We start from the raw sequence: 13,515 nt of genomic DNA on the forward strand, positions 1-13,515 counted from the left end.
TCCAAAAACTAGATTTCACTCACATTTTAACAAAAAAAGCTTGTCGATCAAGCCACTTTTTATGGCTTTGTCGACAAGCTGGAGGCCCGCTTAATAGCGGGCCTTTTTATGTGTTGTTCGCGAAGCGAAGCGTCTGCTGAAGGATCGGCAAAAAAGCAGGTCTGGTTGTTTTTCGTTTCTTTTGCTCTGAAGTACATAACTGACTTTTGATGAGACAGACTAATGGTGATTAGTAAAGGGGAGTCAGTTATGAGCAGAATCAAAAACATAATAGGCGATGTTGAAGTAAACAGGGACCTCCTGCTGCTGCTTGCAGTCGGCGGCCTTTATTCTCTTAGCATTGCCCTTTCCAATACGTTTGTGAATGTATATCTGTGGAAGCAGTCCGGACAGTTCGTCGATTTGGCCATTTACAATTTGTCGATCGTCGTGATGCAGCCGATCATCTTTATGTTTGCCGGCCGCCTTGCCAAAAAAATCGACAGGGTGTTTATCCTCAGGTTTGGCGTTTCGTTTTTAGCTGTATTTTATTTAACCGTGCTGTTGGCGGGGGAGAATGCGGGATCACGGCTTGTGCTGCTCGGCAGTGTGCTCGGAATTGGCTATGGATTTTATTGGCTTGCGTTTAATGTCCTGACATTTGAAATCACTGAGCCGGACACGAGAGATTTTTTTAACGGATTTCTCGGCATTTTAAATTCCGGCGCGGGAATGATCGGTCCGATTGTTGCCGGCTATGTCATTTCAAGGCTTGCTGACAACACGGGGTACACGGTGATTTTCAGCCTGTCCTTGGCTTTATTTTCAGTGGCCGTCATCACGAGCTTTTTTTTAAAGAGGCGTGAATCGCGCGGCCGCTACATTTTGAAAAAAATCTGGACGGAACGAAATTCAGACCCGAATTGGCGCAGCATTACAAATGCTCATTTTTTTCAGGGGCTGAGAGAAGGGATTTTCGTTTTTTTAATCAATGTCTTTGTCTTTATCACGACAAAAAGCGAGTTGGCATTGGGGAAGTTCGGCTTGATTAATTCAGCTGTTTCTTTTTTTGCATACTATTTCGCAACGCGGCTTATTAAAAAGGGAGCGCGCAAAAAGGCGATTTTAATGGGCGGTCTCGTCCTGTTCGGCGCTCTCTTTCTGATTTTGTTTCATATGACGTATGTGACGTTGCTGCTGTATGCTGTTGCGATTGCGATCGGCTATCCGATATTGCTCGTACCGTATTCATCGCTCACATATGATGTGATCGGGAAAGCAAGGTATGCCAGGAAAGCGCGGATCGAATACATTGTCGTCAGAGAAGTTTTTTTAAACATCGGACGGATTGTCTCGATCTTGGTTTTTTTGCTGCTCGTGTCGCTCCTGAAGGAAGACTTGGGCATTCCGGTTTCCCTCGTTTTACTGGGGGCAGGCCACACGCTGATCTACTATTTCGTCAAAGATATCCGTCTGACAGAGCCCGTCCGCGAAACGGTCGGAAAAGATGCGCATAAACAAACAGCTGAACCGAATTATTTAGAAGGAAAAAGGTAAGCCCCAAGGGAAAATAGTAGAAAAATGCCGAAAAAAACTTTACAATAGATTTGGCACCTTTTCATAAGGTGTCTTTTCTTTATTTCAAAAAGGTGATGCTAATGATGAACAAAAAAATGAAAACCGAAAAACGCAAATCGCTCCCCATCAGATTGAACATATTATTCCTGCTCGCTTTTATTATTTTCACAATCGTCGTCGTGCGCCTCGGCATGGTGCAGATCGTCTTTGGCGAAGACTATACGAACGAAGTGCAGAAGCAGGAAGAAGTCGATGTCTCGACAAGCGTTCCGCGGGGGAAAATATATGATCGGAACTTGAACACGATCGTGAAAAATAAACCGATGAATGCCATTACATACACAAGGACATCATCGACCTCTCAGGAAGACAGGCTCAAAATAGCAAAAAAACTTGCAGAAATGATCGAAATCGATACAGATAAAATAACGGAGCGCGATAAAAAGGACTACTGGATTTTAACGCGGCCGAAAAAAGCCGAGAAGCTCATCACCGATCAGGACCGGAAAAAAGTTAAGGACGGCAAGCTGAAAGAAGACGATTTATACCAGCTGCAGCTTGACAGGATCACGGAAGATAAACTGAATGAACTGACAGATCAAGATTTGAAAGTCTTGGCAATCAAGCGCCAGATGGATTCAGGGTACGCGCTGACTCCGCAGTATATTAAAAACAAAGACGTATCGGCAAAAGAAATGGCGGTTGTCAGCGAACACCTGGACGAGCTTCCTGGAGTCGACGTGACGTCAGATTGGAAGCGGGATTATCCTTATAACGGTTTGCTCAGAACGATGATCGGCAGTATATCCGATTCAAATGAAGGGCTTCCGAAAAGTCTGCTCGATCATTATTTGTCGCTCGGCTACAACCGGAATGACCGGGTCGGAAAAAGCTACCTAGAAGCCGAATATGAAAATGTGCTTCAGGGACAGAAAGAGAAAGTAAAAAATATTACCAACAAATCAGGGGATATCGTTGATAAGGAAGTCATTTCCGAGGGGAAAAGCGGAAAAGATTTAGTCTTGACGATTGATGTTGATATGCAAAAAGCGATTGAAAAAATTATCGAGGATGAACTGAAATCTGCCAAAGCCCAGCATAGCGCTCCGCTTCTCGACCGCGCATTCGTCGTCATGATGGATCCGCGAAACGGGGAAGTGTTGTCGATTGCCGGCAAGCAGCTTAAAAACGAAAGCGGCAAATTAAAGGTTGACGACTATGCGCTCGGCACGATGACGTCTTCTTACGCGATGGGCTCGGCTGTCAAAGGGGCCACTGTTTTAACAGGTCTGCAGACAGGAGCCATTAATTTAAATACGACTTTTCTTGATGAACCGCTTTGGATCGGTGACTCGCCGAATGCGAAAAAGTCATGGAGAGTAGGCTTGGGAACACTGGGTATCCAGGGAGCGCTTGAACAATCTTCAAACGTGTTCATGTTTAAAACGGCGATCGCCCTTGGTAAAGGCCATTATAAGGCGCATCAGCCTCTCAACCTTCAAACAAAAGCATTTGACACATTCAGGTATTATTTCAGCCAGTTCGGCCTCGGCGTCAAAACCGGAATCGATCTGCCAAATGAAGCTTCAGGCTACAAAGGATCTCAAAGACTGCCTGGTTTCTTGCTTGACTATTCCATCGGACAGTATGACACATACACACCGCTGCAGCTGGCACAGTACGTGTCAACGATTGCCAATGGCGGGTACCGCATGAAGCCGCAGCTCGTGAAAGAGATCAGAGAGCCTGATTCGAAAAAAGGAATCGGGGCCGTTACACAGTCCGTGCAGCCTGAAGTATTGAACAAATTAGACATGAGCGATCAATATATTAAAGAAGTCCAAAACGGATTCAGGCGTGTCATGACAAAAGGTACGGCAGCGGGACAGTTTGCTTCTGCTTCATATAAACCAGCCGGAAAAACAGGAACGGCCCAGTCTTTCTATGACGGACCGGACAAATCGAAAACGGGAACACCGACATACAATACAACGCTTGTCGCCTACGCTCCTTACGATAATCCGGAAGTCGCAATTTCCGTCGTCGTTCCTTGGGTTTATAACGACTATGGTCAAAGATATTCAATTACAAACGAAATCGGCCGAAAAGTGCTTGATAAGTATTTTGAACTGAAATCAAAACAATCAAAAGAAAATACCGCCGAAAAAAATAAAGACAAAATCGAAAAAGAAGCTACAGAATAGGACTTTTTCATTAAAACACCTGCATTGAACCATGCAGGTGTTTTTTTGTGCGCCCGTTCCTTTCGTGTGCATCTATAAAAAGTTCAAGCTTATTTTACAAAACCTTAATAATTCATTTAAACAAGATTAATACTGAAAAGTTACGCTATACCCGTAGGACAAATTACACATTTACGCGGGAGGATTAAGAAGTGAAACCATTTAAAAAAATCACACTGATGTTCATCATGTCCGTTTTAGTTGTCTTCGCAGCAGCTTGCGGAAGCAGCAGTACAAACAACAATGCAGACGAAGGCAAACAAAGCGATAAAACAGAGAATAAGGCTTCAGGTTCTTTAACGATTTCGGGTTCTTCGGCGATGCAGCCCCTTGTCTTAGCAGCGGCTGAAAAATTCATGGATGAAAATCCTGATGCCGATATTCAAGTTCAGGCTGGAGGTTCTGGCACAGGCCTTTCGCAAGTGTCTGAAGGCACAGTTCAAATCGGAAACTCCGATGTCTTTGCCGAAGAAAAAGAAGGCATTCCTGCCAAAGAGCTTACCGATCATCAAGTTGCGGTTGTCGGAATGGCAGCAGCCATCAACCCAGAAGTAGGCATCGATGACATTTCGTTAGAGGATCTCAAAAAGGTATTCACAGGTAAAATCAAAAACTGGAAGGAACTAGGCGGGAAAGATCAAAAGATCACGCTTGTCAACCGTCCTGATTCTTCAGGAACCCGCGCGACTTTTGTCAAATATGCACTTGACGGAGAAACTCCGGCTGAAGGAATTACGGAAGATTCATCAAACACAGTGAAAAAGTTAATCGCTGAAACGCCTGGGGCAATCGGATATCTTGCGTTTTCTTATATCAAGGATGACACTGTCACTCCGCTTTCAATCGACGGCGTTAAGCCGACAGCCGAAAATGTACAAAAAGGCAAATTCCCGATCTGGGCATACCAGCATTCTTATACGAAAGGCGAGCCTGAAGGCTTGGCGAAAGAATTCCTCGACTATTTGATGAACGATGACATTCAAAAATCCATCGTGACGGAGCAGGGCTACATTCCAGTAACAGACATGGAAGTAAAGCGCGATGCGAATGGAAAGCAAACTGATAAATAATTGACAATAGAAGGCGGGAAAGTGTGCTCCTGACACTTTCCCTCTTATGACTTGTTCTTATAGGAGTGTAAAAAATGGTTCAAAAAATAGAGAAACTGTCCGCGAAAGAGCGGCTGATCAGCTCCAAGCATAATCGCAAAATGGATGAAATCCGCGGGAGGATTTTGGTTGCGTCGTGCGCGTTTATCATGATGGCGGCGGCGATTTCGATCACAATTTTTCTCGGAAATAAGGGGTTGCAATCTTTTCTGGCCAATGGTGTAAGTCCAATTGAGTTCTTAACCAGTCTAGATTGGAATCCAACGAACGAAAACCCTGAATACGGAGCCCTTCCGTTTATACTCGGATCTTTTGCAGTGACCCTTCTTGCATCTTTGATTGCTGCACCGCTTGGAATAGGAGGTGCGATTTTTATGACGGAAATCGCGCCATCATGGGGCAGAAAAGTACTGCAGCCGGTTGTCGAATTGCTTGTTGGTATTCCTTCCGTCGTTTATGGATTCATAGGCCTTACAGTGTTAGTGCCGTTCATTTCACAGTTTAAGTCAAGCGGGTCGGGCCACAGCCTTCTGGCGGGAACGATCGTCCTGGCTGTCATGATTTTGCCGACGGTCACTTCTATTTCAACGGATGCGCTCATGTCGCTGCCGAAAAATCTGCGCGAAGGATCATACGCATTAGGCGCAACCCGCTGGCAGACGATCCGCAAAGTGCTGATACCGGCAGCGCTGCCTTCGCTTCTGACAGCCGTCGTCTTAGGAATGACGAGGGCGTTCGGCGAAGCGCTGGCCGTGCAGATGGTCATCGGAAATTCCCGAAACCTGTTTGAGAGCCTTTTTGACCCTGCGGGGACATTAACAACGATCATAACGTTGAATATGGGCCATACAACATACGGGAGCGTGGAAAACAATACGCTTTGGTCAATGGGGCTTGTCCTTCTGATCATGTCGTTCTTGTTCATCCTGCTCATCCGTTATCTGTCATCCAGGAGGAAACTGTAATGAACAGCAAAGTAACAGATCGTTTAGCAACCGGTGTTTTTGGATTGATTGCTGCGGTAATCGCCGCCATTCTTGTCGGTTTGTTCGCTTATATCATCATCAATGGTGTTTCACATATCAGCCTCAGCTTTTTAACTTCGCGTTCCAGTGCGCTTTCAAGCGGCGGCGGAATCCGCGATCAGCTGTTCAACTCGTTTTATATTCTCGCGCTGACGATGCTGATCACGGTTCCCCTTGGAGTCGGCGGAGGAATTTATATGGCGGAATATGCGCCCGCCAACAAATTGACCGATTTTATCCGTGTCTGTATTGAAGTTTTGTCATCCCTTCCTTCGATCGTTATGGGGATGTTCGGCATGCTGATGTTTGTTAACCTGACCGGATGGGGGTACAGCATTATCGGCGGAGCGCTTGCTTTGACGATTTTCAACCTTCCCGTCATGGTCAGGGTGACAGAGGATGCGATCCGCTCTGTACCTAAGGAACAAAAAGAAGCTTCCCTTGCTTTAGGTGTGTCCAAATGGCATACGATTAAAACGGTATTGATCCCTGGTGCGGTGCCGTCCATCATCACAGGCGCGATTCTTGCGTCGGGGCGCGTATTTGGCGAAGCTGCCGCTTTGCTGTTTACAGCCGGACTAACCACGCCGAGACTGAATTTCGCCGATTGGAATCCGTTTTCTGAGACATCGCCGCTCAATATTTTCAGACCGGCTGAAACGCTGGCCGTTCATATTTGGAATGTAAACACGCAGGGGATCATCCCTGATGCTGAAGCGATCGCAAACGGTGCATCCGCTGTTCTCGTACTGTCCGTCTTGATCTTTAATTTGGCGGCCCGATGGCTCGGCTCTTTTATTCATAAAAAGTTAACGGCAAACAAATAAGAAGGAAGGATGAAATCATATGGCTCAGGTCCAGATGCCGGTTTTGGAAACCGTGCGCGACACTATCGGAATCGCTCCGTTTCCTGAAACGAAAGAACATATTTTAGAAGTGAAAAATTTAAATATTTACTATGGAGAAAAGCGGGCCGTCAACGACATTTCCATGCATGTTGACAAACATGCCGTTACCGCTTTGATCGGTCCGTCAGGCTGCGGAAAATCGACTTTTTTAAGAAGCATCAACCGGATGAACGATCTGATTCCATCAGCCAGAACATCCGGAGAAATACGATATGAAGGGCTTAACATCCTTGATTCCAATATCAATGTCGTCAATCTGAGAAGGGAAATCGGAATGGTATTTCAGAAGCCGAACCCCTTTCCAAAATCGATTTACAGCAACATTACCCACGCTTTAAAGTATGCGGGCGAACGGCGTAAATCCGTGCTTGATGAGATCGTGGAAGAAAGCTTGAGGAAAGCCGCACTGTGGGATGAAGTGAAAGACAGGCTGCATGAGTCGGCTTTTTCGCTGTCAGGCGGGCAGCAGCAGCGCCTCTGCATCGCCCGGACGCTCGCGATGAAGCCTGAAGTCCTGCTCTTGGATGAGCCCGCTTCAGCGCTCGATCCGATTTCAAACGCGAAAATAGAGGAATTAATCGTCGGTTTAAAAGAGGAATACTCGATCATCATTGTCACCCATAACATGCAGCAAGCTTCAAGAATTTCCGATCAAACGGCATTTTTCCTTAACGGAGATTTAATCGAATACGATCGTACGGAAAAGATTTTTATGAATCCTTCAGAAAAAAAGACAGAGGATTACATCAACGGCAGGTTTGGATAAGGAGGGGCCGGTATGAGCGCTGTAACAGCTGTAAAGCCAAAAGATGTGTACCAGATCAACGATTTGAATTTATGGTACGGCGAACATCACGCATTAAAGAACATTAACTTGACAATACCCGAGTACGAAATTACCGCCATCATCGGTCCGTCGGGCTGCGGAAAGTCGACCTTCATTAAAACGCTGAATCTCATGATCAATATGGTTCCGAATGTCAAAATGACCGGAGAGATCAGCTACAACGGAACGAACGTACTCAACAGCAAAGTCGACCTTGTTGAGCTGCGGAAGAAAGTTGGTATGGTGTTTCAAAAAGGAAATCCGTTTCCCCAGTCGATTTTTGATAATGTCGCATACGGACCAAGGATCCATGGACTGAAAAACAAAAAAGAATTGAATGAAAGGGTGGAAAAAGCGCTTATAGATGTGGCGCTGTGGGATGAAGTGAAAGACCGCCTTCATTCCCAGGCGCTCGGACTTTCCGGGGGGCAGCAGCAGCGCCTCTGCATCGCAAGGGCGCTGGCCACCAATCCGGACGTTCTCTTGATGGATGAACCGACATCCGCGCTTGATCCCGTTTCGACTTTGAAAATCGAAGAACTGATGCTCAAACTGAAAGAGAAATATACGATTGCAATCGTCACGCACAATATGCAGCAGGCATCGAGAATTTCCGATCAAACGGCATTTTTCCTCATGGGCGAGCTGATTGAGTGCAACGATACGGTCAAAATGTTTTCAAGTCCTGACGATTATCGGACAAAAGATTATATTACAGGCCGGTTCGGATGAGAAAGAGGCTGCCGTTTTAAAGCGGCAGTCTTTTTTGCACCGGTGGCGGAGGCAATAAAAAAGCAGGCTGGAACGAAGAGGACTGATCCCATAAGATGGGACAAATAAAAAACACCTTCAAGTTTGAACGGATAGCTGTTATCCGAAATAAGACATGGAGGTGTTTTTTCTATGGGACAAGAGTGAGTTCCGGTTGAAGTCAAACGGAAGGCTGTAGAAATGAGATTGATAGGCGTACCTAAATGATCGTGCAGAAATCGAATATCAAGAATAAGGCGCGGGTTCAGACATGGTTCAGGTGGTATAAGGCTGCGGATAAACACCGATTCGAACAGCCTGTTGGAAAACAATATACTGATGGAAAGGATGCCGAGTATTCTTCTGAATTAGAGAGACTGCAGGCAGAAAGTCGTTAGCTGAAACAACAAAATGAAGTTTTAAAAAAAGGGGATAGTCCCAGAGGCATTCTTTTCGATTTTTACGAAACAATTTAACCTTAAATTTACCTCAATAAATAAAATTCCATATTGACCAAACATTGTAAAAGGTGGTACGTTATTTAATAGAATTAACAAAAAATACTTTTGTTTATATAAGGAGCATTTATGGATAACAAACAAAACTTTATTACTCTCATACATCATTTCATATTTTCTCCAAAGGACTTTCTTTCTATCAAGTATTCTAGCGATAAGAATTATCGTCATTCTTGGTTTGTCTTCCTAGCTGTATTGTTTCTGTTCTTAGGCTTTTATTTAGCTATCTTCCCAACGCTCTCTACCTTGATTAATAATTCATTTCAAGACAATGGAATTGATTATACAACTGATATGAATACACTCATTATGATAATTACATTAGTATTAGGTATTATTCAATTTACCTCGATGGTTCTTGTAAGCTTTTTTATTATACATATTATTGGGATATTAATTGGCGGAACCGCTACAGCCAAAGAATTTTTCCCTAGTTTTATTTATTCAATCATACCCATAGGCATCAAATTTACAATACTCATTATTTTTTCTTTCTTTTTAGGTAGAGATTTCGCCTTTTCAGTTATTTACCCAAATTCTCAACAGCCGCTAGATATTATCTTGAATATTATTATCGACCCTTTCTTTTGGTGGTCTACCATTCTAGGGTGTATTGCCTTAAAAGCAATACATCAAATTTCTTATAAAAAAACAATCATAATCATTAGCATTACAATGTCTTTAGGTATTATTTCTCTTTTTTCAACCAGTTTATTTTTATAAACTGAAAGGAGGTGAAATTTCAAGATGAAAAACAGCAATCTTTTTAAAATTGCAAGTATTACAGGTGTAGTTTCTCTCTTTGCCATTGCTACTTTCCTTATGGGCTCTTCAGAAGGTATTGCAGATTTAGCTTCTATTGACTTTAGTTCAGGTCATCAGTTCGCTTTAGACCTTGCAACAAACCTAGGAATTAGTAAAAAAACAGCCTATGTAGCAATCGGTGTTATTATGACAACAGGCGATGTATTGACAATTCTCAGCCTATTGGCTGTTGTTTTGGGCGGAACGGGTCTAATTACAGCTGCAATGGTTGCTACAGCGAAAAAGCTGGCTAAAAAATACGGCAAGAAATATGCTGCTGAATGGTAAAATGACCAAAAGGAAGAGATTGAGGAGTATAATTATACTCCTCCTTATTTTCGTTCTAGGAGGAATATACACATGCTCAACAAAAGGGTTCTCATTGCAAACTTTAAACTAACCTATAGACGAACTTTAAATCGCTTGATTTATTTTTTTCCATCAAGCGAAAATTTACTTAAATCAAATAAAATTCTATTTGTCTTTGCGCCCTTTTTATTAGTGTATCTATTTATTCTATATAAAGCCTCACAGACTCTTTTAACTGGAGTTCCAGAGCATATTCTAACTCTAGGTACTAACTTTATCATTCTCTTTTTTGTTTTGAATATATTAAAATCATCGACTGATATCATACATCGATATGTATATCCTGAAGATTTTCTTCTTCTCCATACTTTAAAAACGGATCCAAAAAAAATTTTATTATCAAGGTTCTTTACAACAATTTTTCTAAACATCCTGTTTAAATTAACAGTAGTGTTATTCCCTATACTCTTTTTTATAAATTTTTCTACACATGACCGTATATATCTTTTGTTATCATTTCCATCACTGCTAATATTTATTGTTGGACTGACAAGTCTTTATTCTTCGCTTACATACATCGTTTATTCTAAATTTCTACATAACATTTTAAATTCACGATTAAAAAGCTTGTTATCCCTTATAGGAATTGCCTGTATATCTGCCATTTCAACTACTTTTCTTGGCTGGATTGGACTTAATTATTTTTATCAAAATGATCTCCTTGAAGCTATTGGAAATTTCATACATCTATTCAAATTAGATACGATATTAACCACCAATTGGCTACCTACAAATTGGTTTTTGCTTTCAACAAGTGATATACATTTATTTTTTATATATTCTATAGGTTATATTGCTTTAGGTTGTCTTTGCGTCTTTATTACCTTTCATTTAATTTTGAAAGTATTGATTATAAAAGAAGCAGTACCTAATAATCTTTTGCCAAAATTAAAACCGATTAAGTTGCCTTTTTTAAGTTTCTTACAAAAGGCCTTACCACGGCAAAATATTGCTATTCTAAAGAAAGACCTTACTGCATTATTAAGAGCTAATTTTACAATAAAAAAACGACTGGTACTTTCCATTAATATGATTGCAATAGAACTAGGTGTATTGATAGGTCTTAGTTTAAATCAAATGTGGTTTGATTTCTCAGATATCTTTGTTATCTACCCAATTTTATTTGCTGTGACTTATAATACATCTTTATTAGGAGAGGGATTACTTGGCGTAACTTCAGCAGATGCAGAGCGTGAGAACCTTTATGTTTATAAGAGTTCGGGTGCTTCTATTTTTAAATTGATCGCAGGAAAATCTTTATTGCACTTATCTGTGATTCTTATTTTAATGAATACGTTATTTCTATTTATCTTATTGTTATTCAACTTAGATATTATGACGCAATTTATATTGTTCATCATGATTAACTCCATCAGTCTTATCATAGGTTCTGGACAAATTATTGGAACATTTCTCTATCCTCGTTTAGATTGGGAGAATTTCGAAGATATTGGTTCATCTGTTAAAGCATCATTTTTTGAACATACTATTCTTGGAGTGTTACTGGCATTTTATCTTCAGTTGTATGGTATCACAGGCGTTCTCGTTACATTTGATATTATTAATAGGGGAATATTCTTTTTAATCATTGTGACAGGCACTATTTTATTTGTTATAGGTATTGGATTCTTTTATTATTTTTGGATTAAAAGAATAGGAACGAAAAATTGGGAGATGAAAACATGAACATTGAAAATGTGTCTTTCAAATATAAAGATAAACTGATCCTTAAATCTATTAATTTAAAGATAGAGAAAGGCAAAGTGTACGGCTTGCTTGGACCAAATGGAGCTGGTAAATCAACTCTTTTAAAATGTATCCTTGGTATAGTGAAACCTTACGAAGGTAAAATCACTGTCAAAGGAGAAACCTTGGAATCTGAAAGATCCTCTTACCTTAAATATATAGGATACGTTCCAGACGCGCCTTTTATCTATCATTATTTAACACCTAGAGAGTACCTTGAGTTTGTTGCTGATTTACAAGATGTCCCTTATGAGATTAAAAATGATAGAATAGATCTTTTGTTAAGTCAATTTAACTTGAAAGATAATGAAAATGACATGATATCTACATTTTCTTTTGGTATGAAACATAAGTTATCTGTTGCAGGAGCCATACTTCATGAACCAGAAATATTAATATTAGATGAACCATTAGGTGCATTTGATCCTCCAACTACAAAGATGATGAAAAGTTTTCTCAAACGTTATGCTGAACAGGGAAACACTGTCATCATGTCTACACACCTTGTAAACATAGCACAACAACTATGTGATAAGGTTGGAATACTGATTAATGGTACTTTAGTTAAAGAATATAATCACCTTACAGACATAAAGGATTTTGAAGATTTGATTATAAGGGATATGGATACGATACTAAAATGAAGGAATTATTAAAAAGAAATAAGCGTATACTCTATATAGCAAGCTCCTTTTACATAGTGGGTTTAGTTCTTGGTGGGATTTTTAACAATATTCTACCTAGTTTTAGTCAAGATAATGTTCAACATATCACAGTATTGGGTTATTTTACACATAATTTTGCAGCAAATTTATTTCTCATTTTTTCAATGTTTACATTTGGAATTTTGACATCTATCTTATTAATATTGAATGGCTTCTTAGTCGGTCTATCTTCTTTACATAGTATCACCGACCATGGAAATGATGTCTTATTTATATTAACTGCTTTGGTTCCTCACGGTATTTTTGAGATTCCCGCAATGATTTTATCGGGAGCACTTGGTTTCAAATTGTTAGATTACGTATATATGAAGATAAGGGGCATTAATTTTCAAAAAAAACAGTTTTTACTAGATTTTTTGTACTTTGTTATTATACTATTTTTATTGACATTACTTGCTGCTGTTACAGAAGCATTAATAACGCCTTATTTACTTAACAAATTAACATTAGGAGGCTCTTATGTTCTTTAATAAAAAGCAGATAGATAAATTACTGGATGATCACACAGAAGAAGAACAAAAAGAAACGAAAAGTAAAGTTAATACTTCATTTATAATAGTATTTTATTTTTCAATACTGCTAGCAATCTGTACTTTCTTTTTTGATTACAGGTACTTTTTGATTGCTTTGTTTGGCCCGACCATTTTAGTAACTTTTATATCCCCACCTTTCCAAACCAAAAAAGGTATTTATAGAATTTTTTCGGCCATATATTTAATACTTTTAATTACAGTTACTTTCTTTTGGTTAAATTAAGTGCTTAATTCTCAATCAAAAAACATCCTTAATGGATGTTTTTTGATATCGTTTAAATTAACTTTTCGACAAGTTCCACCTCGTACTACGAATGGGTTCTCCATCTTTTTTATTATTGTATAGGTATGTAAACGGTTTAATGTAGGGGGGAGGGCTTATGTTAACGTTTGCTGATGTTG

Annotated in this window: 13 protein-coding genes and 1 pseudogene; all 14 read left to right on the forward strand. The window is 40.5% G+C overall.

Annotated features, from left to right (window positions below; genetic code table 11):
• The first annotated feature begins 249 nt into the window (after nucleotides 1-249).
• Nucleotides 250-1,536, forward strand: coding sequence for an MFS transporter (locus QMZ64_RS00005; protein ID WP_301441056.1), 1,287 nt, complete (start codon nucleotides 250-252; stop codon nucleotides 1,534-1,536).
• Between the two features lie 101 nt (nucleotides 1,537-1,637).
• Nucleotides 1,638-3,761 carry a peptidoglycan D,D-transpeptidase FtsI family protein gene (locus tag QMZ64_RS00010; protein WP_243943112.1) on the forward strand — a complete coding sequence of 708 codons (2,124 nt, stop codon included), beginning with the start codon at nucleotides 1,638-1,640 and terminating at the stop codon, nucleotides 3,759-3,761.
• Nucleotides 3,762-3,952: 191 nt separating this feature from the next.
• On the forward strand, nucleotides 3,953-4,870 hold the full coding sequence (locus tag QMZ64_RS00015) for a phosphate ABC transporter substrate-binding protein (RefSeq protein ID WP_301441057.1): 918 nt from the start codon (nucleotides 3,953-3,955) through the stop codon (nucleotides 4,868-4,870).
• A gap of 74 nt (nucleotides 4,871-4,944) precedes the next feature.
• Nucleotides 4,945-5,874, forward strand: coding sequence for a phosphate ABC transporter permease subunit PstC (pstC, locus tag QMZ64_RS00020; protein WP_265626311.1), 930 nt, complete (start codon nucleotides 4,945-4,947; stop codon nucleotides 5,872-5,874).
• Nucleotides 5,874-6,761 (forward strand): phosphate ABC transporter permease PstA, encoded by an 888-nt coding sequence (gene pstA, locus QMZ64_RS00025; RefSeq protein ID WP_152846954.1) that lies wholly within the window; start codon nucleotides 5,874-5,876, stop codon nucleotides 6,759-6,761. The genes pstC and pstA overlap by 1 nt, the downstream gene beginning before the upstream one ends.
• Before the next feature lie 34 nt (nucleotides 6,762-6,795).
• Entirely contained in the window at nucleotides 6,796-7,608 is an 813-nt protein-coding gene (pstB, locus tag QMZ64_RS00030; RefSeq protein WP_243943432.1) for a phosphate ABC transporter ATP-binding protein PstB, read from the forward strand.
• 12 nt (nucleotides 7,609-7,620) lie between these two features.
• Nucleotides 7,621-8,400, forward strand: coding sequence for a phosphate ABC transporter ATP-binding protein PstB (gene pstB / locus QMZ64_RS00035; RefSeq protein ID WP_265626312.1), 780 nt, complete (start codon nucleotides 7,621-7,623; stop codon nucleotides 8,398-8,400).
• Between the two features lie 140 nt (nucleotides 8,401-8,540).
• Nucleotides 8,541-8,813 (forward strand): annotated as a pseudogene (locus tag QMZ64_RS00040) (hypothetical protein); the annotation flags it as partial.
• 192 nt (nucleotides 8,814-9,005) lie between these two features.
• Nucleotides 9,006-9,659: a YIP1 family protein gene (locus QMZ64_RS00045; RefSeq protein WP_301441058.1), complete on the forward strand. Its 654-nt coding sequence runs from the start codon at nucleotides 9,006-9,008 to the stop codon at nucleotides 9,657-9,659.
• Nucleotides 9,660-9,683: 24 nt separating this feature from the next.
• Nucleotides 9,684-10,028, forward strand: coding sequence for a circular bacteriocin, circularin A/uberolysin family (locus tag QMZ64_RS00050; RefSeq protein ID WP_265626313.1), 345 nt, complete (start codon nucleotides 9,684-9,686; stop codon nucleotides 10,026-10,028).
• A 72-nt stretch (nucleotides 10,029-10,100) separates the two neighbouring features.
• Nucleotides 10,101-11,795 (forward strand): hypothetical protein, encoded by a 1,695-nt coding sequence (locus QMZ64_RS00055; RefSeq protein ID WP_265626314.1) that lies wholly within the window; start codon nucleotides 10,101-10,103, stop codon nucleotides 11,793-11,795.
• Complete coding sequence (locus QMZ64_RS00060; RefSeq protein WP_243943117.1) at nucleotides 11,792-12,499, forward strand: ABC transporter ATP-binding protein; 708 nt, start codon at nucleotides 11,792-11,794, stop codon at nucleotides 12,497-12,499. The genes QMZ64_RS00055 and QMZ64_RS00060 overlap by 4 nt, the downstream gene beginning before the upstream one ends.
• Complete coding sequence (locus QMZ64_RS00065; RefSeq protein ID WP_301441059.1) at nucleotides 12,496-13,050, forward strand: stage II sporulation protein M; 555 nt, start codon at nucleotides 12,496-12,498, stop codon at nucleotides 13,048-13,050. The genes QMZ64_RS00060 and QMZ64_RS00065 overlap by 4 nt, the downstream gene beginning before the upstream one ends.
• Nucleotides 13,040-13,336, forward strand: coding sequence for a methyltransferase (locus QMZ64_RS00070; protein WP_243943119.1), 297 nt, complete (start codon nucleotides 13,040-13,042; stop codon nucleotides 13,334-13,336). Before QMZ64_RS00065 ends, QMZ64_RS00070 begins: the two co-directional genes overlap by 11 nt.
• Nucleotides 13,337-13,515: the final 179 nt, after the last annotated feature.

Origin of the sequence: Bacillus sp. LB7 (genome assembly GCF_030449715.1) — a bacterium.
Classification (GTDB): Bacteria; Bacillota; Bacilli; order Bacillales; family Bacillaceae; genus Bacillus; species Bacillus paralicheniformis.

Excerpts from the sequence above, each read along its gene's own strand:
- pstB (WP_265626312.1), top strand. The coding sequence starts at position 7,621 with ATGAGCGCTGTAACAGCTGTAAAGCCAAAAGATGTGTACCAGATCAAC.
- QMZ64_RS00050 (WP_265626313.1), top strand. The coding sequence starts at position 9,684 with ATGAAAAACAGCAATCTTTTTAAAATTGCAAGTATTACAGGTGTAGTT.
- QMZ64_RS00045 (WP_301441058.1), top strand. The coding sequence starts at position 9,006 with ATGGATAACAAACAAAACTTTATTACTCTCATACATCATTTCATATTT.
- QMZ64_RS00070 (WP_243943119.1), top strand. The coding sequence starts at position 13,040 with ATGTTCTTTAATAAAAAGCAGATAGATAAATTACTGGATGATCACACA.
- QMZ64_RS00065 (WP_301441059.1), top strand. The coding sequence starts at position 12,496 with ATGAAGGAATTATTAAAAAGAAATAAGCGTATACTCTATATAGCAAGC.
- pstB (WP_243943432.1), top strand. The coding sequence starts at position 6,796 with ATGCCGGTTTTGGAAACCGTGCGCGACACTATCGGAATCGCTCCGTTT.
- pstC (WP_265626311.1), top strand. The coding sequence starts at position 4,945 with ATGGTTCAAAAAATAGAGAAACTGTCCGCGAAAGAGCGGCTGATCAGC.
- QMZ64_RS00010 (WP_243943112.1), top strand. The coding sequence starts at position 1,638 with ATGATGAACAAAAAAATGAAAACCGAAAAACGCAAATCGCTCCCCATC.
- QMZ64_RS00055 (WP_265626314.1), top strand. The coding sequence starts at position 10,101 with ATGCTCAACAAAAGGGTTCTCATTGCAAACTTTAAACTAACCTATAGA.
- QMZ64_RS00060 (WP_243943117.1), top strand. The coding sequence starts at position 11,792 with ATGAACATTGAAAATGTGTCTTTCAAATATAAAGATAAACTGATCCTT.
- QMZ64_RS00005 (WP_301441056.1), top strand. The coding sequence starts at position 250 with ATGAGCAGAATCAAAAACATAATAGGCGATGTTGAAGTAAACAGGGAC.
- pstA (WP_152846954.1), top strand. The coding sequence starts at position 5,874 with ATGAACAGCAAAGTAACAGATCGTTTAGCAACCGGTGTTTTTGGATTG.